Source organism: Rhodococcus sovatensis, assembly GCF_037327425.1.
Taxonomy (GTDB): domain Bacteria; phylum Actinomycetota; class Actinomycetes; order Mycobacteriales; family Mycobacteriaceae; genus Rhodococcoides; species Rhodococcoides sovatense.
Map to the genome: position 1 here is coordinate 1,431,147 of NZ_CP147846.1, position 20,622 is coordinate 1,451,768.

The window sequence follows — 20,622 nt, forward strand, 5'->3', positions numbered from 1 at the left end:
CCGGCGTGTCCGGAGACTTTCTAGTTTGAGAACTCCGCGATGCGCTGAGTTCCGTGTTCACCGTAGTAGAGGGCCTCGAGTTCCGCTGGTGGGATGTCTCCGCAATGCTCGTACAGTCTGCGGTGGTTGAACCAGTCCACCCATTCCAACGTGGCGATTTCTACGTGTTCGACCGTTCGCCACGGTCCCTGCGGCTTGATCAGTTCGGTCTTGTACAGGCCGTTTATCGTCTCCGCGAGGGCGTTGTCGTAGCTGTCCCCGGTCGTTCCGATCGAGGCATCGATGCCGGCCTCAGTCAGCCGCTCGGTGAAGGCAATCGAGGTATATTGCGAGCCGCGGTCGTGGTGGTGAATCAGTCCCGACAGGTCTGTGATGCCGTCCCGTCGTCTCGTCCAGATCGCGTGTTCGATCGCATCGAGAACCAGAGGGGTGGTCATCCTGGTCGAAGTCCGCCACCCGAGGATTCGCCGGGAGTAGGCATCGATCACGAACGCCACATACACCCACCCCGACCACGTCGAGACATACGTAAAGTCCGCTACCCACAACACATTTGGTCCGATTGGGTTGAACTTGCGTTGCACCAGATCATCCGCCCGCTGCCCCTGTGGGTCAGCGATGGTGGTGCGCTTCTTCTTGCCACGTCGCGCCCCTTCGAGGCCGAGCATGCTCATCAGTCGTTCAACGGTGCAGCGGGCCACATCGACGTCCTCTCGTCGTAATTGCAGCCAGACTTTGCGTGCGCCGTAGACCGAGTAGTTCTCGTCATGGATCCGGCTGATTTCGACCTTCAGCTGTTCATCACGTACGGCTCGTTTCGATGCTGCACGACTGCGGGCCTCGTAGTAGGTGGACGGCGCGATCGGGCAGCCGTGCTCGGTGAGCACCCTGCAGATCGGCTCGACGCCGTACTCCTGTTTGTTGTTTTCGATGTAGTCGATGATCACTTGTTGTTGCGGTCGAGCTCCGCCGCAAAGAAAACCGACGCCGACTTCAGTATTTCGTTGGCGCGCTTGAGTTCTCGGTTCTCTGCACGGAGCTTCTTCATCTCCGCCGCCATCTCACTGGTCACGCCGGGGCGCTGGCCGGTATCGGTCTGAGCCTTCCGGATCCAGTTGTGCAAGGTCTGCGCGGTCCCGATGCCGAGCTTGCCCGCGACCGACTCGATCGCCGCCCACTCCGAGGTGTGTTCGTGCTGGATTTCGGCGACCATCCGCACCGCACGCTCACGCAACTCCGGCGGGTACCTCTTCTGCGATCCTGACGACATGACTCCATCCTTCCCAAAGAACGAAGTCTCCGGACACGCCGGGGTGATTCAGTCGAGTCAATTAGTCGGGCACATGGAAAACAACAGCGCGGCTGCAGAGACGCACGGTTTGAAGAACGATCCTGTCTACCCTCCCGGTTGGCGGGGTCGTTCTGCGTCTCGACTCGTTATCGAAGGCCCCACTCGGACTCGATACGCGCGATCTCGTCGAAGAGAGTCTTAGCGTATTCCGGGAACATCATCAGTTCCATCTGCTTGGCCAAGTAATCGACGTCCTCGATGCTCGTATCTAGATTTGGTCTTAAGCTCGCGAACCATGCTTTCCCCGCGGCGGACCTGTAAGTCGGTGCCAGCGCGCTCGTAGGCCCCGAACTAGTCCGCGATCGAATATCGTCCTCGGTCCACTCGTCCAGAGCCTGGGCGACGCCGTCCCGCCATGTGGTGACCAGAGTGCGCTTGGAATCGAGATCGGCTAGTTTGGCCTGCCTGTCGATTTGAACGAGCTCGAGTTCGTGTTGCTGCTTGAAGAGGTCCTTTGCGTTTTCTTTCTCCACTTCAAGTCGCTGCTTCTCCGTGCGCCAATTGATTAGCGGAGCGAGTAGGGACGCTGCGCTACCGGCAACGGCACCGACCGCAGTGCCGACGACGCCAGCCCAGACCGGATCGATCACGAACGTTGCATCGTGTAGGTGATGTTCTTGTGCTCGTGATGGTCGTCCCAGGTGAAGTTAACCTGCTTCCGAACACCTTTGAGTTCCCATGCCATGACAGACGGCCGCCGTATGGATCCGCGCAGTGGGTTTGCCGGAAGATTGAATTCCGGCAATTCTCGACCTGGGTTGTAGAGGCTGAGACCGAACCCGACACCCGCCAGTTCGACGACGCCACCGATAAGGGTCTGGTCGCCGTTCTTAAGCATCGGAGTCACGCCCCACCAGTTGTCTGTCGCCGTCTCGATGCGGCTGAAGGGGTCGAATTTGAGTTCGGGATTGGTCGCGTCAGCAGCGACGCATAGACCCCATGTCGTCGGCCACGCTGCCCGGTTCAGCAGGAGGTGGATGGAGTCGTCCAAGATTGGACTCTTCACCAACTCGCCGTTAGCAGTCAGCGCATTACCAGCGGCATGTGTTGCAAGCAGTTTGAGAACCCATCTCTGGAAATCGTCACCGGAGATCTCGACGGACTCGTTTACCCCCCAGTCACCGGAACCGTTCTGGTAGCGGAGAGCAATCTCGCGCAGAAATGTTGCGAATTTAAGTGCCGCAGCGTCTGCATCAGAGAGGCCGTTGTTGTGGGCCTCGCACAACACGTTTGCTACGAACCTCCTCGGCGAGACCGGATGCCGTACCCCGAACCCGTTGTCATGCTGGATCGTGACATTCGGATCATCGAAGGTGTAGAGCCTGATCAGGCTATGCGACACGAAGTGCTCGCCGGAGATTCTGGTGGAGCATCCGCCTTCAGTGTTCGCGTAGCACTTTGGATGCTTGAAGTCGGCGGAGCCTGTGGTGGTGGTCATTCCGCGCAGGCTACACACTCATACCGACAGGTCTCGTTGCTAGAGTCGTGCCCTCCCGATCTTGTTTCGGCGCATCGCGCGGTTCTGTACGTCACCCATGGTCGAGACGAGCTCGTTTTTGCTCATGCCGGTGTTGACCGTGCCGATCAGCGGTCCTGCGATCGCGGACAGTGCGGACTCGGCGATGCCGCCCACGGCTTCCGGCGCGTAGGCTGCGAAGTTCGCCGCGGTCGCCATCTGCGTCTGTGCCATGTGCGCGGCGAACGCTTCCGGTCCACCGGCCGCTGCAGCCACCGCACCGGTGACCCCGCCGGCCAGCTGCATCAGCGGCTCTTCCTTCGACTGCAGTAAGACGCCTGCTTGCCGAAACCGAACGCGCCGGCTTCGCCTATAGGCAGCGGGTAGAGATGGGGGAGAACTCGTGTTGACGGCGCTCATCGAATTTCCCTGATCGTGCTCAATGAAATTCCCTACCCGTGAGCGGTCTTCACTGTAGTGGTTGGCGGGTTCCGGTGGTGGCTTTGCGGAGCTTCTCCGATCTGGCGTTGTGGTCTCGTAGGCGGTAGGAATCGCCGTCGAGGTTGAGCACGACCGATCGATGTAGAAGTCGGTCGAGCATGGCTGCGGCGACGGTGTTGTCTCCGAGCACTTCACCCCAGGATCCGACGCCACGGTTGGTGGTCATCACGATCGATGTCTTCATATACCGTTGCGAGACAACTTGAAACAGCGCTGATGCTGCCTCACCGGGTAGCGGTAGGTATCCGAGTTCGTCGACGACGAGAAGTGTCGGTCCGGCATAGAACCGCATCGTCGTGGCCCACCGGCCCTCCAACGCAGCTCGGTGGCAGCGGGCGGCGAGATCGGCTGCGGTGGTGAAATACGTCCGATACCCAGCGTGTGCTGCGGCTCTCGCCAACCCGACGGACAGGTGCGTCTTCCCGACCCCGGGCGGTCCGATGAGCAGCACGTTCGTCGCTGTTTCGAGGTATCGGCAGGTCGCTAGCTCCTCGATGAGCTTGCGGTCGACACCGGCAGCGGCGTCGTAGTCGAAGTCCTCGAGCGAGGCTGGTGTCGGTAGGCATGCGAACCGAAGTCTTCCGGTCAACCGGCGGGCTTCGGTGGCCTCGACCTCGATCGAGAGCAACCGGTCCAGCGCCGCGGTCATCGACAGTTCCTCGGCTGCGGCTTGGTCGAGGACCGACGGTAGCGCTTCGGCCGCGTCGTGCAGTTTCAGCACTGCGAGATGTCCGCGCAAGCGTTGGTAGAGGCTCGCTGCTTCGGCGGTGTTCGGTGCCGGTATCCGGTCGGTGGATTTGTTGTCGGTCATGACAGGGTGTTCCTTCCGTGCGCGGCGCGTTCGTAGATCGAGAGGTCGTAGACGATTGCATCGCTCGTGTCGGATTCAGTTGCACCACTGCCGGCCTCGTTCAACTCTGCGTGCGTGGGGTGTGCTGTTCCGGTGGCGGTTCGCAGGATGTCCGCTGCAGCGAGAGACTCGGGTCCGGGTGGGATGCGTTCCTTGCGGCGGTGCGGGCGACCGGTGTTGGCGCCGGCCATCGCCGCTTGTTCGAGGGCGTAGATGTGGCCGTGATCGCGGACCATCGCACCGGTTCCGTCTGCTGCCAGCCGGTGTCTGGCGATGGTGATGTTCGAGGGGGTGACGATGTCGATGACATCGGTTCCGAGGACTTGGGTGACCGTCACGGTGGCCGATGCGAGCTCGGGAGGGACGGAGTAGCGGTTGCCGCGATAGGACACCAACGCCTGCCGGGAGACCACTCGTTCGGTGGTCACGATCGCCGGATAGGTGGTCGCTGGCATCGGGTGCAGTCCTTCGGAGGTGGCGAGCGTTGCTACCGATGTTTTGCCGTCTTTCGTCGCTCGCAGACGGGTATCGCCGCGGAGACTACAGAACCGATCGAGGCTGGCTTGGGCTTGCTCGACCGTCAGATCGTCGGCCAGTGTTCTCCACCAACGCTGTGCTGCAGTGTGATTGGACTTCTCTACTGCACCTTTGCGGTTCCCGCGCCTCGGTGGGCAGATCGCGACGGACACACCGTAATGTTTGGCGACGCCGGCGAAGCTGGCGGTGATCCGACCCGATTCGGGAAGACACACGGTCGCCATTCGGTCGAACCGCCACACCCTGCTCACCCCGCCGAGGCCCCGGCAGATCCGGTCGAGCCCGTCGACGACACGCGGCTGAGTCATCTCGGGTGCAAGGATTCCGCGCCATTTCCCCGAGCACGCCAAGGTCCCGACGAACAGATGTGCCATCGATCCCCATCCCCACGAGGCAGGTGGGTTGGGCAGATCGACCCAATCCCATTGTGTCTCTTCACCCGGCGGGTGTTCGATGACAGCGTTGGGTCTTTCGGTGGCGGTCAGGCAGGCTTGGCAGATCGGGCGTAGTCCCAACTCGCGGATCTTGCGGGAGAGCGTTTGATACGACATCGCGTAGCCAAGGTCCTCGAGCTCGTCGCAGAGCGTGCGCACCCACAAGTGGGGGTCGTCGAGTAGCCGTGCGGTGACGTAGGCGAGGAACACCTCGAACGGGTCCGGGATGCTGCGTTTGCGCACTCCGGGGGTGGTGGTGCCGTTCAGATACGACCGGATCGTCTTCGGGTCTCGGCCGGTGTGTCGGGCGATCGCAGCGGTCGTCCACCCGCGTTTCTTCAGGGCCTGTATTTCCACATCTTCCTCCTGTGTAAGCATGAGGAGCGGGTCTCCTTCGATAGCTGGTGTGTGGTCAGAGACCATCAGCTTCGGTGGAGACCCGCCCTCGTTGGCGATGCCACACGGGTAGGGAATTTCGATAAGCGAAACTAGGGAATTTCAGCGAGCGCCGTCAGTGTTCCGCTCCCGCTCTGGCGAGCCGATCCGTAACCCTGCGTGGGCGAAGCGGGTGTTCCGACCCGCAGTCGCACTGGCGCAGTTGACCCCGCACGACTTGCGAGATACCTACGCGTCTCTGGCGATCAGCGCCAGTGTGAGTGTGAAAGAGGTGCCGCGGCAGCTCGGCCACAATGACCCTCGATGTATACACCGGTCTATTCGAAGACGGTCTCGATGCGGTGGCAGATGCTCTGGACGCCGCTACCGATATCGACGCCTGAGTTTGGAAGCTGCCATCCCACTGCTATCCCTGCGCGTACTTTATTGGCCTGGAAGTGAATAATTGGTCGTCTGACCTACGCCTTCGCTGTGGGGCGGGCGGGGCTCGAACCCGCGACCAATGGATTATGAGTCCACGGCTCTAACCGACTGAGCTACCGCCCCATCTCGCGTGTGGCGAGCGGTTACGAATGCTACCGAATCGCCTGTCGAGTACCCCTCGGAGGGGTCGTCATACGGCCGCGATGGTTACCGGTACTCCGTTGAGGATCGCATTGGCCGACACTGCGTCCACCTGCTGCGGGTCGGTGATGTCGTTGGCGCTCGCTCCCACCACCGACGATGCCACCGAAAGCTCGACTCCCTTGCGCTGATGGCCGAATCCGTGCGGCATGCTGACCACGCCCGGCATCATCCGGTCGGTGGCGATCACCTCGATCTCGACCGCACCTGCAGCTGACGTCACGGCTACCAGCGAGCCGTCCTCGATGCCGCGTGCCGTCAGATCGTCGGGATGCGCGAGCAGTTGGTGGCGAGGCTTGCCCTTCGTCAGCCGCGGTGCGTTGTGCATCCACGAGTTGTTGCTGCGCAGATGTCGACGTCCGATCATCAAGAGTTGTCCGTCGGTCGGGACCTCGGTGGTGGTCATCAGATCGTGCAGCGCGGGGAGTTCGGCGACGATGATGTCCTGAACGAGTTGAATCCTCTTGTTCCAAGTGCGGAGCTTGCGCGGAAGACCAGGTTCGAGAGGACCGAGGTCCACGCCGTGTGGAGACTTCGCGAGCTTCGAGACCGACAGGCCCTTGCGGTGATTGCGTAGCAACACGTCGACAGTTCGGCGAGGCGAGAGGCGCAGACGAGCTTCGGTCACAATGGATTTCGGGGTCAGGCGCGCACGAAGCGCACCGAGGGTGGAACCTGCGAGTGCCGCCTGGTACCGGACGGCGAGGTCGCGGAAGATCTCCCAATCCGCCTTGGCGCCGGCCTTCTTGGTCAGTACGGCGGGCATGAACTTCGCAGTGTTGCGCACGGCGAAGGTCTGGAAGATCAGATCGTAGTGGTCGCGTTCGAGCGACATCGTCGGCGGCAGGATCACGTCCGCATGTCGGGACGTCTCGTTGATGTAGAAGTCGAAAGACACCATGAAGTCCAGCTCCGCGAACGCTCGATCGAGCTTCTCGCCGCCCGGCATCGACAACACGGGATTCCCGGAGAACACGGCCATCGCCCGAATCTGGCCGTCACCCGGAGTCGTCATTTCATCCACCATCGTCGAGCACGGGAATTCCCCCGCGAACTCCGGCAAATCACGTACACGCGAACGCCACTTGTCGAAGTGACCTCTGCCGACGATGTTCTTCTCGACAAGGTCGATGGCGGGATCGGTCAGCATCGCACCGCCCACGCGGTCAAGATTGCCGGTGAGGATGTTGAGCACCTGAATGGCCCATTGACACACGCTGCCGAACTGCTGAGTGGAGACGCCCATCCGCCCGTACGCGACGGCAGCGTCCGCTTCGGCGAAGTCCTTTGCGAGTGTCGTGATGTCCTCGGCGGAGATTCCGACGACGGGCGCTACCGACGCCGGCGTGAAATCGGCCACGAGCGAAGCAATCTCGGCTTCGCCGTCGACGTAGGCCGCAGTTCGTGTCTTGCCCGATCCGACTATCGAGTTGATCAGTGCAAGCAGGAGCAGCGCGTCGGTTCCCGGCCTGACGAAGTGGTGAACGTCCGCAATGTCGGCAGTCTCGGTTCGGCGAGGGTCGATCACGACCAGCTTGCCCCCTCGTGCCTTGAGATCACGGACGCGGTTCGCGAAATCGGGCACCGTCATCATCGAGCCGTTCGACGCCATCGGGTTTCCACCCAATACGAGGAAGAAGTCGGTCCGGTCGATGTCGGGGATTGGTAGTGCGAGCTGGTGACCGTACAGAAGATGGTTGACGAGTTGGTGGGGGAGTTGGTCCAGGGATGTTGCCGAGTAGCGGTTCTTGGTTCGCAGCATCGACGTGAACGGGATTCCGTGCGTCATCGCGCCGAGGCTGTGCACGTTGGGATTGCCCTGATAGATGCCGACTGCATTGGAACCGTGCTTTTTACGAGTCGACGCCAGGCCCTCGGCCACGAGTTCGTAGGCCTCGTCCCAGTCGATTTCCTGCCACCCGCTGTCGGTGCGACGTACCGGCTTGATCAGACGATCAGGATCGGCGTGCAGATCGATCAAGGACACCGCCTTGGGGCATATGTGTCCACGGGAGAGCGGATCCTGCTTGTCACCGCGGACGGACGTGACGGTGTTGTCCTCGACGGTGAACTCTAGGCCGCACATCGCCTCACAGAGATTGCACGAGCCGAACTTGATCGTCATCTAGTAACTCTCCATTCGTCCGTGCGAGCCTAGCGCGGGCCCGCAACCGTGCCGAGCGGTATGGAGTGCCTCCTCGGTCGATTCCTGGAGCAGTCGGTTCTGAATCCAATCGAATCGGATAGCTAGAACGTGTTCCAATTTTGCGGTTCTGTGACTATCGTCGGTTTCACTGCAATCGGCTCGAACGGCGAGCCGGACGGCGTGGAGGTGGCGAGTCGCAAATGAAAACCAAAGGCGCTGTGCTGTGGGGTCTGAACGAACGGTGGTCGGTCGAGGAGATCGAGGTCGGCGACCCGGTGGCGGGAGAGGTTCAAATCCGCATGGAAGCAGCGGGCATGTGCCACTCCGACCATCACATCGTCACCGGAGCGACGCCCATGCCGTCGTACCCGGTCATGGGAGGGCATGAGGGGGCCGGGGTCATCACGAAGGTGGGACCGGAGGTCAAGACCCTGAAGGAGGGCGACCACGTCGTCCTGTCGTTCATCCCGTCGTGCGGCCACTGTCCGGCCTGCGCGAACGGGCATCAGAATCTATGTGACCTCGGAATGGGTCTTCTGAGTGGAATGGCGATCAGCGACGGCACCTTTCGGATCCAAGCTCGCGGCCAAGACGTCATCCCGATGTGCCTACTCGGCACGTTCTCGCCGTACATGACCGTGCACGAGACCTCCGCCATCAAGATCGACGACGATATTCCTTTCGACGTCGCCTCGCTCGTCGGCTGCGGTGTGCCGACCGGTTGGGGTTCGGCCGTCAACGTCGCCAAGGTGACCCCCGGTGAGACCGTCGCCATCATCGGCGTCGGGGGAGTGGGACTGAGCGCGCTGCAAGGCGCCGTGCAGTCGGGGGCGACGAAGGTCATCGCCATCGATCCTGTTCCGTTCAAACGTGATCAAGCGTTGAAGTTCGGTGCGACTCATGTATTCGCCAGTGCTGCCGAGGCATTGATGCCGCTGATGGAACTCACCCAAGGGCGCATGGCGGAGAAGACGATCATCACCGTCGGCGAGATCAAGGGCGAGGACATCGAGGCCGCGTTGCTCCTGACCGCGAAAGCCGGGCGTTGCGTCGTCACCGGAATGGGGCGTATGGAGGACATGGACGTCAAACTGAACTTGTTCCTGTTTACGATGCTCCAGAAGGATCTACAGGGCGCAATCTTCGGTGGTGGCAATCCGCGCCACGACATCCCGCTTCTGTTGTCGATGTACAAGAGCGGGCAGCTCAATCTCGACGACATGATCACCAACACCTACACACTCGACGACATCAACTTCGGCTACCAGGACATGCTCGACGGCAAGAACATCCGCGGCGTCATCAAGTACACCGACGCCGACCGGTAGTTCATGTATTTCTGGTGGTTCACCATCGCTTGAATGTCACTTCCATACGGTCAGATGGCGTGGGAGGACCATTCAAGCGGAGGAGGGGGCACGAACTAGGGTTGTCGATGTGCACAGTCTTGATTTGATCGCGGGTTGGCCAGTCGACAACGCATCGGCGACGGTGGTGTCCGAGGCAGGGGTGGTCGACCGGTACGGCGATCTCGATCGGGTCTACGAGCTGGCCTCGGTCACCAAACTGCTCGTTGCGTACGCGGCGTTGGTCGCGATCGAGGAAGAGGCCATCGATCTCGAGCAGCAGGCGGGGCCCGACGGATCGACGGTCCGCCATCTGCTCTCGCACACGTCCGGTCTCGCGTTCGGGGAGCAGAAGGTGCAGGCCGCGCCCGGCAGTAGGCGCATCTATTCCAGTGCGGGTTTCGAGGTGCTGGCGGACACGATTGCTCAGGACACCGGAATTGCGTTCACCGACTATCTCGACGAAGCGGTGTTTCAGCCGCTCGGAATGACTAGTTCCTCGCTGTCGGGGTCGCCGGGACATGGTGCTCGGTCGTCGGCGTCCGATCTCTCGGCGTACGCTGCCGAACTGCTCGCTCCCACGCTGGTGTCTCCGTCGACCTTGGCTGCGGCCACGTCGGTCCAGTTCGATGGGCTCTCTGGCATTCTGCCCGGCTACGGATCCCAGAAGCCCAACGACTGGGGACTGGGCTTCGAGCTTCGCGACAGCAAGTCACCGCATTGGACCGGAGCCGACAATTCGGTGCGGACATTCGGTCACTTCGGACAGTCGGGAACGTTTCTGTGGGTCGACCCGGATGTAGGTCTGGCGACGGTTGTGCTGACGGATCTCGCATTCGGCGAGTGGGCAAAACCGCTCTGGCCCGAACTCTCGGACGAAGTTCTGCACAATAACCCCAGGTGAACCACCAAGAACGAAAGAGCACTGGCGCAACAGGGGTAACTCGGGGCACACTAGTGCATGTACGTGTAATACGGCAGCACTGATCCAGGCGTGTCGAGGTCGTTGGGGAAGACGTCCCTCGTCGAAGCTGGAGGTGTTTTCGAAATGCGCGTATCGAACCAATTCGCGGATACGACGGCGGGTGTGGTGTACATCCACTCCTCGCCGGCTGCGCTGTGCCCGCATGTGGAGTGGGCGCTGTCGGATGCCCTCGATTGCCGCGCGAACCTCAAGTGGTCCGCGCAGCCATCGTCGGACGGTCAGCTTCGTGCGACCAGCAACTGGGTCGGCCCCGTCGGCACCGGCGCCGTACTGGCGGGTGTTCTGCGCTCGTGGCAGATGCTCCGGTTCGAGGTGACCGAAGACGCCAGTGACGGTGTCGACGGTGAGCGTTTCGCGCACGTGCCCGGTCTGGGCTTGTGGCGGGGCTCGACCAGCGCCAACGGCGACGTCATCCTCGGCGAAATGCGACTGAAAGCAATGATCGAGGGTAGTTCCGGCAACCTTGCTGCGGAAATCGAACACGCTCTGGGCAGTAGCTGGGACGAAGCGCTGGAGCCGTATCGGATCGGCGGCGGCGGCGCCGAGGTGACCTGGTTGAGTCGTCACGCTGGCTGACGTTCGTCTACCGCTGTCCGGTATCGTCGCAACCGTGCCAGGGTAGGCATGTGGGTTGGTACGTGTGGATAGGTGGTTTCAATGTTGTCGACCGGTAAGGTCATTCGTTTCGACGAATTCAAGGGATACGGGTTCGTCGCTCCGGACGAGGGCGGCGAGGATGTGTTCATCCACGTCAACGATCTGGATTTCGACAAGCGGCTTCTCGCGCCCGGTGTTCGCGTCGAGTATCTCGCCGAAGAGGGCGACCGCGGTCTCAAAGCAGCTCAGGTACAGATCATCGATTCGCCCAAGCCCGTCACTCGGGCGGCAGTTCCCGCAGTAGTGCCCGACGCCGAGACGACCGAGTACGACGACGTCGTCTGCGACGTGCTGTCGCTGCGTGAGTTCTCTGCGGAACTGACCGAAGGTCTGCTGCACGCCAATCGTGCGTTGACCGCCGATCAGATTCTCGACGTCCGGCAGGTCCTCATCAGGATCGCGCAGTCACACAAGTGGCTCGAGGGCTGAGCAAACCTAGGTCGCAACGAAATTGTGCCCCCGGTGACAGGTCACCGGGGGCACAGTTGTTCTTCGAGGTCGATCAGAGCGGGATGTTCTTGTGGTTCCCGCGGAGGGCCGGAGCCGCAGCCAAAGCTTTGGCGATGGTCGAGCGAGTCAGCGCAGGCTCGATCACCTCGTCGACGACACCGATAGCCACTGCGCGGTCGACGCCTCCAGCAATGGACTCGTGTTCGAGCGTCAACCGGTCGTGGAGTGCGTCGCGCTCGTCATCGGACGCCGCAGCGAGTGCCTTCTTGTGCAGAATTCCGACGGCCGCCTTGGCTCCCATGACGGCTACCTCCGAACCCGGCCACGCGTAGACGGCGGTTGCGCCGAGCGCGCGAGCGTTCATCGCGATGTAGGCACCGCCGTAGATCTTTCGAGTGACGAGCGTGACGCGCGGGACCTTCGCCTCGGCAAAGGCATGCAGCAGTTTCGCCCCGCGACGGACGACACCTTCCCATTCCATGCTGACACCGGGCAGGTATCCGGGAACGTCGACGACCACGACGAGCGGGATGCCGAAAGCGTCGCACAAACGCACGAAACGTGCCGCCTTCTCGGCGCTTTCGGAATTGAGGCAGCCCCCGAGACGAATCGGATTGTTCGCGATCACGCCGACGGTCCTGCCGCTCAGTCGGCCGAGACCGATGACGATGCTGCGAGCCCAACCACCCTGGAACTCTTCGAAGGTCGACTCGCCCTCGACGTTGTCGAGCAGCTCGTCGATGATCGGATGTACGTCGTAGGCGCGGCGGTTCGACTCGGGCAGCAGCGCGCGCAGGTCCGTGTCGCCGTGTACTGCGGCGGCGATATCGAATGTGCCTTGCTCGCTGAACATCGATACGAGCCGACGAGCTCGGGTGAGGGCGTCCAGTTCGTCGTCGGCGACGATATGGCAGACACCGGACTTCTTGTGGTGTGTGTCGGGACCGCCGAGCGACTCCATGTCGACCTGTTCGCCGGTGACGCTGCGGACCACGTCGGGTCCGGTCACGAACACGCGTCCTTCGGGAGCCATGATGACGACGTCGGTCAGAGCTGGACCGTACGCTGCGCCGCCGGCTGCAAAGCCGAGGACGACGGAAATTTGTGGGACGAGGCCGGAGGCCCGGACCATCGCCTCGAACACGAGGCCGACGGCGTGGAGTGCCTCGACGCCCTCAGCGAGCCGAGCACCACCGGAATGCCAGATTCCGACGATGGGGGCGCCGCGATCGATCGCGGTGTCGATCGCGGAGACGATATGCCTGCATCCGTCCACTCCCATGGCGCCGCCCATCACGGTGGCGTCGGAGCAGTAGGCGACGGTATGAACACCGTCGATGTCGCCGGACGCGGCGAGGAGGCCTGATTTGTCGTGGTCGTGCAGCGGAATCATCGTGCCGGCGTCGAAAAGCTTCTCGAGGCGGGCGACGGGATCACGGGGGTCGGTGGAACTACCCGAGCGTGTCACGGGGGACAGAATGGTCATCGCGTTCTCCTTCTGCATGCCCCGGTGAGGGGCGTTCCCGGGTGAGAGTTGTTGACTCCCACCCGGGTTCGAGTCCTGCACGGGTCAGATCGTCACCCAGAGGTGAAGATCAGGCCCGACCGAAGGCGAGCGCGACATTGTGCCCACCGAATCCGAACGAGTTGTTGATCGCGTACTCGATCTGTCCGACACGGGCTTCACCCTTGACGACGTCGAGATCGATTGCGGGATCCTGGTTCTCCAAATTCAGCGTGGGAGGAATGATTCCCTCTCGCACTGCGAGCACTGTCAATACCGACTCGAGGGCGCCGACGGCACCGATCGAGTGTCCGAGTGCAGACTTCGGCGCGTAGACGGCGGCGTGATTGCCGACTGCCTTGTTGATCGCGAGCGCCTCGGCCGTGTCACCGATAGGTGTCGCCGTTGCGTGCGCGTTCACATGCGTGATGTCCGACTTCTGCAGACCGGCGGTCTCGATTGCTCGCGACATAGCGCGAGCAGCGCCGGTCCCTTCCGGGTCGGGTGCCACGAGGTGGAAACCGTCGGAAGTGATGCCTGCACCGAGAAGGCGTGCGTGGATCGTCGCTCCGCGAGCCTTGGCGTGCTCCTCGGTCTCGATGACCATGAGCGCGCCGGCCTCACCGAACACGAATCCGTCGCGGTCCTTGTCGAACGGACGCGATGCACCCTTCGGGTTGTCGTTGTTGGTGCTCATCGCGCGCATCATGGAGAAGCTCGCGATCGGCACCGCATCGATGTAACCCTCGACGCCACCGGTGACGACCATATCGGCGTCACCCATGACGATCATTCGCCATGCGTGGGCAATCGCTTCCGAACCCGAGGAACACGCCGACACGGGCGTGATGACGCCTGCCTGTGCTTTGAGTTCCAAACCGACGACCGCAGCGGGGCCGTTCGGCATGACCATCTGAACTGCGAGCGGGGACACCTTGCGGTAGCCGCCGGCCTTCATCTTGTCGTTGGCCTCGATGAGCGAGTCACCGCCGCCGAGTCCGGTTCCGATGGACACTCCGAGGCGAAGCGGGTCGACCTCGGGGCTGCCGGCGTTCTTCCACACTTCACGGCCGAGCACGGTGGCCAACTGCTCCACGTAGCTCAACCGGCGAATCTCGACACGACTGAGGAGTGACGTCGGGCTCACCGCGAGGTGTCCGCCGATCCGAACGGGAAGGTCGTACTCGCTGACGAAATCGTCCTCGAGTGTGGCGATTCCGCTCTCTCCGTTCAGCAGACCCTTCCACGTAGCGTCCACATCACCGGCGATGGACGTGGTCGCAGCGAGGCTGGTGACGACGACACTCGGGAAGCGTCCGTTCGTGGTGGATGGGTTGGTCACGGTTCGACTCACTCGCTCGCGGAGTCGTCGAGCTTGGCCTTGATTGCTTCAGCAGCTTCCGGGTTCTCTGCTTCGAGCTTCTGGATGTACGACACTGCGTCGCCGACGGTGCGCAGTCCGGCGAGGTCCTCGTCGGGGATCTTGACGCCGTACTTGTCTTCGGTCTGAACAGCGATCTCGACCATGGACAGCGAGTCGATGTCGAGGTCGTCCACGAAGGACTTCTCGATGGTCACCTCGGAGGGCTCGATACCCGTGACCTCCTCGATGATCTCTGCAAGTCCGGCGATGAGGTCTTCCTGGCTGGCCACTTGAGTGGCTCCCTTCTATTCGGTGATCGGCACGACGTGAATCGGCGTGCCGAAGTCATGGTGTTGCGTGTGCTTCCTGCGACGTCTTCGTGGACGCCAGATGCCCGTCCTCCGCGGAAGACGGCACCTCGAACCCGCGACGACTTCGTCGCGGGAAGTCAAAGGGGAGCTCTAGATCAGCTCCGCCAGTGCGGCGATGTCCTCGGGCTTCTTCAGCCCCAGGTTCGGTGTCCCGCGCATCTCACGCTTTGCGATTCCGATGAGCGTTCCGGCCGGCGGCAACTCTGCCACAGCAGTGACCGCCCCGTCACGCAGCGTCTGCGTGCACAGGTCCCACCGGACAGGTTTCGTGACCTGTGCGGCAAGTTTGGCGACGGCGTCCGCACCGGATGTGACCGGCTTGCCGTCGGCGTTCGACAGCAGCGTTCGGACGGGTTCGGACGGTGTGATCGCAGCGACGGCCGCAGCGACCGCGTCCTGCGCGGATGCCATGAATCGGGTGTGGAATGCGCCTGCAACCGGAAGTGCACGCACGCGGGCCTTCTCCGGCGGGTTCTCGGCGAGTTCTGCAAGTGCCGTCAGTAGCCCTGCCGCGACGATCTGTCCCGCAGCATTTATGTTGGCCGGTTCCAGACCGAGTTCTTCGAGTCGAGCGAGAACGACGGCTTCGTCGCCACCGAGCACCGCTGACATACCGGTCGGCTCGAGCGCGCATGCCTTCGCCATCTCGGCGCCACGGACGCCTGCGAGAGTGACTGCCTCGTCGGACGTGATCACCCCTGCCACTGCTGCGGCGGTCAGCTCACCGACGGAGTGCCCGGCGATGATGGCGTCGGCGGGCAGGATTCCCTGTCCGACGATTTCCTCGAACGCAAGAAGCGCAGCGGCAACGACGAGAGGCTGCGTCACCGAGGTATCGGTGATCTCCTCCGCGGTGGCAGTCGTACCGAGCCGCGCGAGATCGAGACCGGAGGCCTTGGACCACAGGGCAACGCGGTCGGCGGCTCCGGGTAGTTCGAGCCATGGCACAAGCATGCCGGGTGTCTGGGAGCCCTGGCCGGGCGCAAGCAACGCAATCACATCGTTAAGAGAACACCTTTGAGGCCTGTTTAGGAGATGTCGCTCCCGATGAACTCTCGACCCCCAATTTGTGGAGACCCAACAAACGGGCTTGTGGAGGGTTTGCATCGCCGAAGCATGTGTAGGCGTTACGTAACCACTTCTCCGAATGTGACGTGTGTGATCTGTGGGGCAGGATAGTGCGGTTCGTGATGGGTTCGAGTCAGTCGACCTACCGTTGCCGCGACTCTCAACACGTACGCATCACGGGATGATGTCGGATCTCGTCCTGTGACTTCGGCTATTCTTTTCAGCCGATATCGCACAGTATTTGGATGAACAAACAGCAGACGCGCACAAGTTTCGACCGCGCCACCGCAGTCGAGGTAGGCGTCGAGGGTGTCGGCAAGGCCGGAACCTGCCGACGACAGAGGAAGCACAAGGAGGTCGTTGAGCGCGGCGATCGCGGCCGCGTCACCGAGCAGCGCGCGTTCGGGTAGCAACTCCCCTGCGTGCACCGGCCGGGGGGCACCCCGCCATCCCGCAACAGCCTGCATACCGGCGAAAGCCTCGACGGCGCTCGAATGCGCTGCGCCCAATGTGCGCGTCGTCGGCCCGATCACCACCGGACCGTCCGAGAAGTTCTGCAGCATTTCGTCCAAGAATGAATCACTGGTCGGGTCGTCGGACAACTGGCCGCTGACCACCATCACCAAACGGGTGCCCTGAACGACTGCGAGAGCGGCCCGACCATGCTTCTGCGCTACCGCGTGCACCGTCCCCACCACCGAGACACCCAGGTTGTCCGGAGGAGTGCCCACCAGGACGGTGGCAGGTGCTGTCGCGTCCCAGTTGAGCGTCGCAGCTCGCGACAGCATGTCCGATCCCGTATCGCCTCGGACCACGGCGTCGACAACCAGAGCTTCGAGTCGCGTGTCCCAGGCGCCGCGCGATTCCGCGGCACTGGCGTAGACCGATGCCGCCGCGAACCCCAACTCGCGGCCGTATCGCAGCACAGCCTCGGTGAGTGCGACGAGCTGCTGGTCGTTGCGCGCCAGCGCAGGCAGCCACTGTTCGAAGAACTCCATCGCGACACGGACCATGTCGACCGTCTGACGCAGCGTGAGCCGCCGAGCCAGATCTTGCGGAATGACCTGGAATGCATCGAGGCTGAACCGGATATCGCTCTGCGGGTTCTTCAGCCACTCCAGGAAGTTGTCCACCGCGGTCTGAATCAACAACTGCACGCTTGCCCGCTGTGCCGCGTCGAGACCACCGAAGAACGGCAGCTGGTCCTGCATGGCCGTTACAGCCTCGGTCGACAGCCGACCGGAGAACTGCTTGACGCGCCGCAGCAGTGCATCGGGCAGCGGATCGCGCTTCTGTCGTGCGGGCGTGAGCGCCTTGACCGGCAGATGAACCTCGTTGTCGGTGATGTAGCTGTCGCTGACGTACTCCTCGCGGTCGAACCCGGAACGCCTACGGTCCGGGTTCCCGCCCTCTGGAGTCTTGCCCTCGGTCACGCCGCAGGCTCCGCTCTCGTCTCCACCATGGGAAAAACCTACGCCCGCCCACCGATGCCCGTGAAAACGGACACAAGTGGACGGGCGAGGGTCGTCACCGAAGTGGCTACGCAGAACCGGTGTCGGCGAACGACGTGGGAGCTGCGGTCACGTCGTCGATCTTGTACTTGTCCGCCGCTTCGACGGCTTTGGACTTGTCGATCTCGCCGGACGCAGCAAGAGCCGACAGCGTGGCGACGACGATCGACTCCGCGTCGACGTTGAACACGCGTCGCGCAGCCGGACGGGTATCGGAGAACCCGAATCCGTCGGTACCGAGAGTGACGTAATCACCCGGAACCCACTGACGGATCTGGTCCGAAACCGCACGCATCCAATCCGAGGACGCGATGACCGGACCGTTCGCTTCGGCCAGCGCCGAGGTGACGAACGGAACGCGCTTGTCGGCACCGGGATTGCGCAGCGACTCCCGCTCCGCGTCGACGCCGTCGCGACGCAGTTCGCCCCACGACGTCACCGACCACACCGCCGAACGCACGCCCCACTCCTCGAACAGCATTTCGCGAGCCTTACGGGCCGAGACCATGCCGACACCCGACGCCAACAGCTGCGCCTCGGGTCCGTCGCCTTCCTGCGGAGCCTCGAACCGATAGATGCCCTTCAGCAGTCCCTCGACGTCGAGGTTCTCCGGCTCGGCCGGCTGCACGTACGGCTCGTTGTAGAGGGTGATGTAGTAGAAGATGTTCTCTCCGCCGAAGCCAGGCAGCAACTCTCCGTCTGGACCCTTGGTGCCGCCGTACATCCGACGCAGACCGTCCTTGACGATGTGCGCGACCTCGTACGAGAACGCTGGGTCGTACGCGACTGCAGCCGGGTTGGTCGAGGCCAACAGCAGCGAGTGACCGTCGGCGTGCTGCAGACCTTCACCGGTCAGTGTGGTGCGACCGGCCGTGGCGCCGAGTACGAATCCGCGGGCCATCTGATCGGCAGCGGCCCACAGACCGTCGCCGGTGCGCTGGAAGCCGAACATCGAGTAGAAGATGTACAGCGGGATCATGACCTCGCCGTGGGTGGCGTACGAGGTTCCGACCGCGGTGAACGACGACGTCGAACCGGCTTCGTTGATGCCCTCGTGCAGGATCTGGCCGACCGAGCTCTCCTTGTAGGCGAGCATCAGCTCCGAGTCCACCGAGGTGTACAGCTGGCCGTTGCGGTTGTAGATCTTCAGCGACGGGAACCACGAGTCCATACCGAATGTGCGTGCCTCGTCGGGAATGATCGGCACGATCCGGTGGCCGATCTCCTTGTCGCGAAGAAGTTCCTTCATCACGCGCACGAGCGCCATCGTGGTGGCGACTTCCTGCTTGCCCGAGCCCTTGCGGAGCGTCTTGTAGGTGTCGTCGCTCGGCTGCGGAAGCGGCTGCGCACTGACGCGACGCTCGGGGACGAAACCGCCGAGCTTGTTGCGACGATCGAGCATGTACTGGATCTCGGGAGCATCCGCACCGGGGTGGTAGTACGGCGGCATGTAGGGGTCCTTCTCGAGCTCCTCGTCGGAGATCGGGATGTGCTGCAGGTCCCGGAAAGTCTTGAGATCGTCGAGTGTCAGCTTCTTCATCTGGTGCGTGGCGTTGCGGCCCTCGAAGTGCTTGCCGAGGGTGTAGCCCTTGATCGTGTGCGCCAGGATGACCGTCGGCTGTCCCTTGTGCGCCATCGCCGCCGCGTAGGCCGCGTGGACCTTGCGGTAGTCGTGGCCGCCTCGCTTGAGGTTCCAGATGTCACTGTCGGACAGGTCCTTGACCAGCTCCTTGGTGCGCGGGTCGCGCCCGAAGAAGTGATCACGCACGTAGCCACCGTCGTTGGCCTTGTACGTCTGGAAGTCGCCGTCGGGCGTGGTGTTCATCAGGTTGACGAGCGCACCGTCGCGGTCTGCGTGCAGCAGTGCATCCCACTCGCGTCCCCACACGACCTTGATGACGTTCCAGCCGGCCCCGCGGAAGAACGACTCCAGTTCCTGGATGATCTTGCCGTTGCCGCGGACCGGGCCGTCGAGGCGCTGCAGGTTGCAGTTGACGACGAAGGTGAGGTTGTCGAGACCTTCGGTCGCTGCCACATGTGCGAGGCCACGCGATTCGGGCTCGTCCATCTCGCCGTCGCCGAGGAACGCCCACACATGCTGATCGGTGGTGTCCTTGATTCCGCGGTCGTTCAGGTAGTGATTGAAGCGCGCCTGGTAGATGGCGTTCATCGGGCCGAGGCCCATCGACACCGTCGGGAATTCCCAGAAATCCTGCATCAAGCGCGGGTGCGGGTAGGACGGCAGTCCACCGCCCTCCTGCTCGTGGCTCGCTTCCTGGCGGAAGCCGTCCATCCGCTCGGCCGGGATGCGGCCTTCGAGGAATGCGCGTGCGTAGATGCCGGGGGAGGCGTGGCCCTGGATGAAGATGTGGTCGCCACCGCCTGGGTGGTCCTTGCCGCGGAAGAAGTGGTTGAAGCCGACCTCGTAGAGCGCCGCGGAGGACGCGTACGTGGAGATGTGACCGCCGACGCCGACGCCGGGGCGCTGCGCGCGATGCACCATGATCGCGGCGTTCCAACGGATCCACGCGCGGTAGCGGCGTTCCATCGACTCGTCACCGGGGAACCACGGCTCGTTCTCGGTAGGGATGGTGTTGACGTAGTCGGTCGACGTCAGCGACGGCAGTGCCACGCGGCGTTCACCGGCGCGCTCGAGCAACCTGAGCATCAGGTAGCGAGCGCGGTTGGGGCCCGACCTCTCCAACAAGCCGTCGAAGGATTCGATCCATTCGTTGGTCTCGTCATTGTCGATGTCGGGTAGATACGACGCGACACCCTCGCGGATGACGCGTACCCGACCGTCAGAGCCGGTAGGCCCACTCGGCTTGCCGGCAGATTGTGTGTTCTGCCGATCGTCCTGGTTCAACTCGGACAACGTGTGTACTCCTCAATGTGGCGGTCGCTCGGTGCGGCGGCCGTTCCATGCAACTCGCGCTCTGTGACGGCGGGCCGCGTTCCTCATTCCGGTGATTCTCCTCAATCCTCCTACAGATGTTTCGCGGAGGTAGTACGGAGTCCCAATACCCACCAGTAGAAATTTATGTACGCAATTTCGGCGCGGTCAGCTTGCGG

Annotated in this window: 17 protein-coding genes, 1 tRNA gene and 1 other annotated feature; of the genes, 4 read left to right on the top strand and 14 right to left on the bottom strand. The window is 62.7% G+C overall.

The window, feature by feature from the left end:
* Window positions 1–20: 20 nt before the first annotated feature.
* The 8 genes from WDS16_RS06680 to WDS16_RS06715 all read right to left on the bottom strand — a co-directional run bounded on the left by WDS16_RS06680 (window position 21) and on the right by WDS16_RS06715 (window position 8,274).
* A protein-coding gene (locus WDS16_RS06680; protein ID WP_338887388.1) for an IS3 family transposase occupies window positions 21–1,270 on the bottom strand; the annotation gives its coding sequence in 2 pieces (ribosomal slippage) (window positions 21–982 and window positions 982–1,270; 1,251 coding nt in all).
* Window positions 855–983, bottom strand: a sequence feature (AL1L pseudoknot). Its footprint overlaps the gene before it by 129 nt.
* A gap of 167 nt (window positions 1,271–1,437) precedes the next feature.
* On the bottom strand, window positions 1,438–1,941 hold the full coding sequence (locus tag WDS16_RS06685; RefSeq protein WP_338891448.1) for a hypothetical protein: 504 nt from the start codon (window positions 1,939–1,941) through the stop codon (window positions 1,438–1,440).
* Window positions 1,938–2,789 (bottom strand): hypothetical protein, encoded by an 852-nt coding sequence (locus WDS16_RS06690; protein WP_338891450.1) that lies wholly within the window; start codon window positions 2,787–2,789, stop codon window positions 1,938–1,940. The genes WDS16_RS06685 and WDS16_RS06690 overlap by 4 nt, the downstream gene beginning before the upstream one ends.
* A 39-nt stretch (window positions 2,790–2,828) precedes the next feature.
* Complete coding sequence (locus WDS16_RS06695) at window positions 2,829–3,227, bottom strand: hypothetical protein (protein ID WP_338891451.1); 399 nt, start codon at window positions 3,225–3,227, stop codon at window positions 2,829–2,831.
* 49 nt (window positions 3,228–3,276) lie between these two features.
* Window positions 3,277–4,119, bottom strand: a complete 843-nt coding sequence (gene istB / locus WDS16_RS06700; RefSeq protein ID WP_338886008.1) for an IS21-like element helper ATPase IstB — start codon at window positions 4,117–4,119, stop codon at window positions 3,277–3,279.
* Window positions 4,116–5,507 (bottom strand): Mu transposase domain-containing protein, encoded by a 1,392-nt coding sequence (locus WDS16_RS06705; protein WP_338886009.1) that lies wholly within the window; start codon window positions 5,505–5,507, stop codon window positions 4,116–4,118. Before WDS16_RS06705 ends, istB begins: the two co-directional genes overlap by 4 nt.
* Before the next feature lie 490 nt (window positions 5,508–5,997).
* Window positions 5,998–6,071 (bottom strand) — tRNA-Ile (locus tag WDS16_RS06710).
* 67 nt (window positions 6,072–6,138) lie between these two features.
* On the bottom strand, window positions 6,139–8,274 hold the full coding sequence (locus WDS16_RS06715; RefSeq protein WP_338891453.1) for a molybdopterin-dependent oxidoreductase: 2,136 nt from the start codon (window positions 8,272–8,274) through the stop codon (window positions 6,139–6,141).
* A 221-nt stretch (window positions 8,275–8,495) separates the two neighbouring features.
* Between WDS16_RS06715 and WDS16_RS06720 the strand changes: the two genes are divergently transcribed.
* The 4 genes from WDS16_RS06720 (at window position 8,496) to WDS16_RS06735 (ending at window position 11,712) form a co-directional block, all read left to right on the top strand.
* Window positions 8,496–9,623: an NDMA-dependent alcohol dehydrogenase gene (locus WDS16_RS06720; protein ID WP_338891455.1), complete on the top strand. Its 1,128-nt coding sequence runs from the start codon at window positions 8,496–8,498 to the stop codon at window positions 9,621–9,623.
* A 109-nt stretch (window positions 9,624–9,732) separates the two neighbouring features.
* A complete protein-coding gene (locus WDS16_RS06725; protein ID WP_338891456.1) occupies window positions 9,733–10,545 on the top strand; it encodes a serine hydrolase domain-containing protein in 813 nt (270 codons plus the stop codon).
* 144 nt (window positions 10,546–10,689) lie between these two features.
* Window positions 10,690–11,202 carry a DUF3145 domain-containing protein gene (locus WDS16_RS06730; RefSeq protein WP_338891458.1) on the top strand — a complete coding sequence of 171 codons (513 nt, stop codon included), beginning with the start codon at window positions 10,690–10,692 and terminating at the stop codon, window positions 11,200–11,202.
* Between the two features lie 81 nt (window positions 11,203–11,283).
* A complete protein-coding gene (locus WDS16_RS06735; protein ID WP_338891460.1) occupies window positions 11,284–11,712 on the top strand; it encodes a cold shock domain-containing protein in 429 nt (142 codons plus the stop codon).
* 73 nt (window positions 11,713–11,785) lie between these two features.
* Here WDS16_RS06735 and WDS16_RS06740 read toward each other — a convergent pair whose 3' ends face one another.
* From WDS16_RS06740 to aceE, 6 genes are all read right to left on the bottom strand, one after another.
* Window positions 11,786–13,219, bottom strand: a complete 1,434-nt coding sequence (locus WDS16_RS06740) for an acyl-CoA carboxylase subunit beta (protein ID WP_338891462.1) — start codon at window positions 13,217–13,219, stop codon at window positions 11,786–11,788.
* 109 nt (window positions 13,220–13,328) lie between these two features.
* Window positions 13,329–14,579 carry a KasA/KasB family beta-ketoacyl-ACP synthase gene (locus WDS16_RS06745; RefSeq protein WP_338891464.1) on the bottom strand — a complete coding sequence of 417 codons (1,251 nt, stop codon included), beginning with the start codon at window positions 14,577–14,579 and terminating at the stop codon, window positions 13,329–13,331.
* Between the two features lie 8 nt (window positions 14,580–14,587).
* On the bottom strand, window positions 14,588–14,890 hold the full coding sequence (gene acpM, locus WDS16_RS06750) for a meromycolate extension acyl carrier protein AcpM (RefSeq protein WP_338891466.1): 303 nt from the start codon (window positions 14,888–14,890) through the stop codon (window positions 14,588–14,590).
* A 171-nt stretch (window positions 14,891–15,061) separates the two neighbouring features.
* Window positions 15,062–15,970: an ACP S-malonyltransferase gene (locus tag WDS16_RS06755; RefSeq protein ID WP_338891468.1), complete on the bottom strand. Its 909-nt coding sequence runs from the start codon at window positions 15,968–15,970 to the stop codon at window positions 15,062–15,064.
* 128 nt (window positions 15,971–16,098) lie between these two features.
* Window positions 16,099–17,385, bottom strand: coding sequence for a PucR family transcriptional regulator (locus WDS16_RS06760; protein ID WP_338893269.1), 1,287 nt, complete (start codon window positions 17,383–17,385; stop codon window positions 16,099–16,101).
* A 193-nt stretch (window positions 17,386–17,578) separates the two neighbouring features.
* The gene (aceE, locus tag WDS16_RS06765) at window positions 17,579–20,425 is read right to left on the bottom strand and encodes a pyruvate dehydrogenase (acetyl-transferring), homodimeric type (RefSeq protein WP_338891469.1); all 2,847 of its coding nucleotides are present in this window, start codon (window positions 20,423–20,425) and stop codon (window positions 17,579–17,581) included.
* Window positions 20,426–20,622 lie beyond the last annotated feature (197 nt).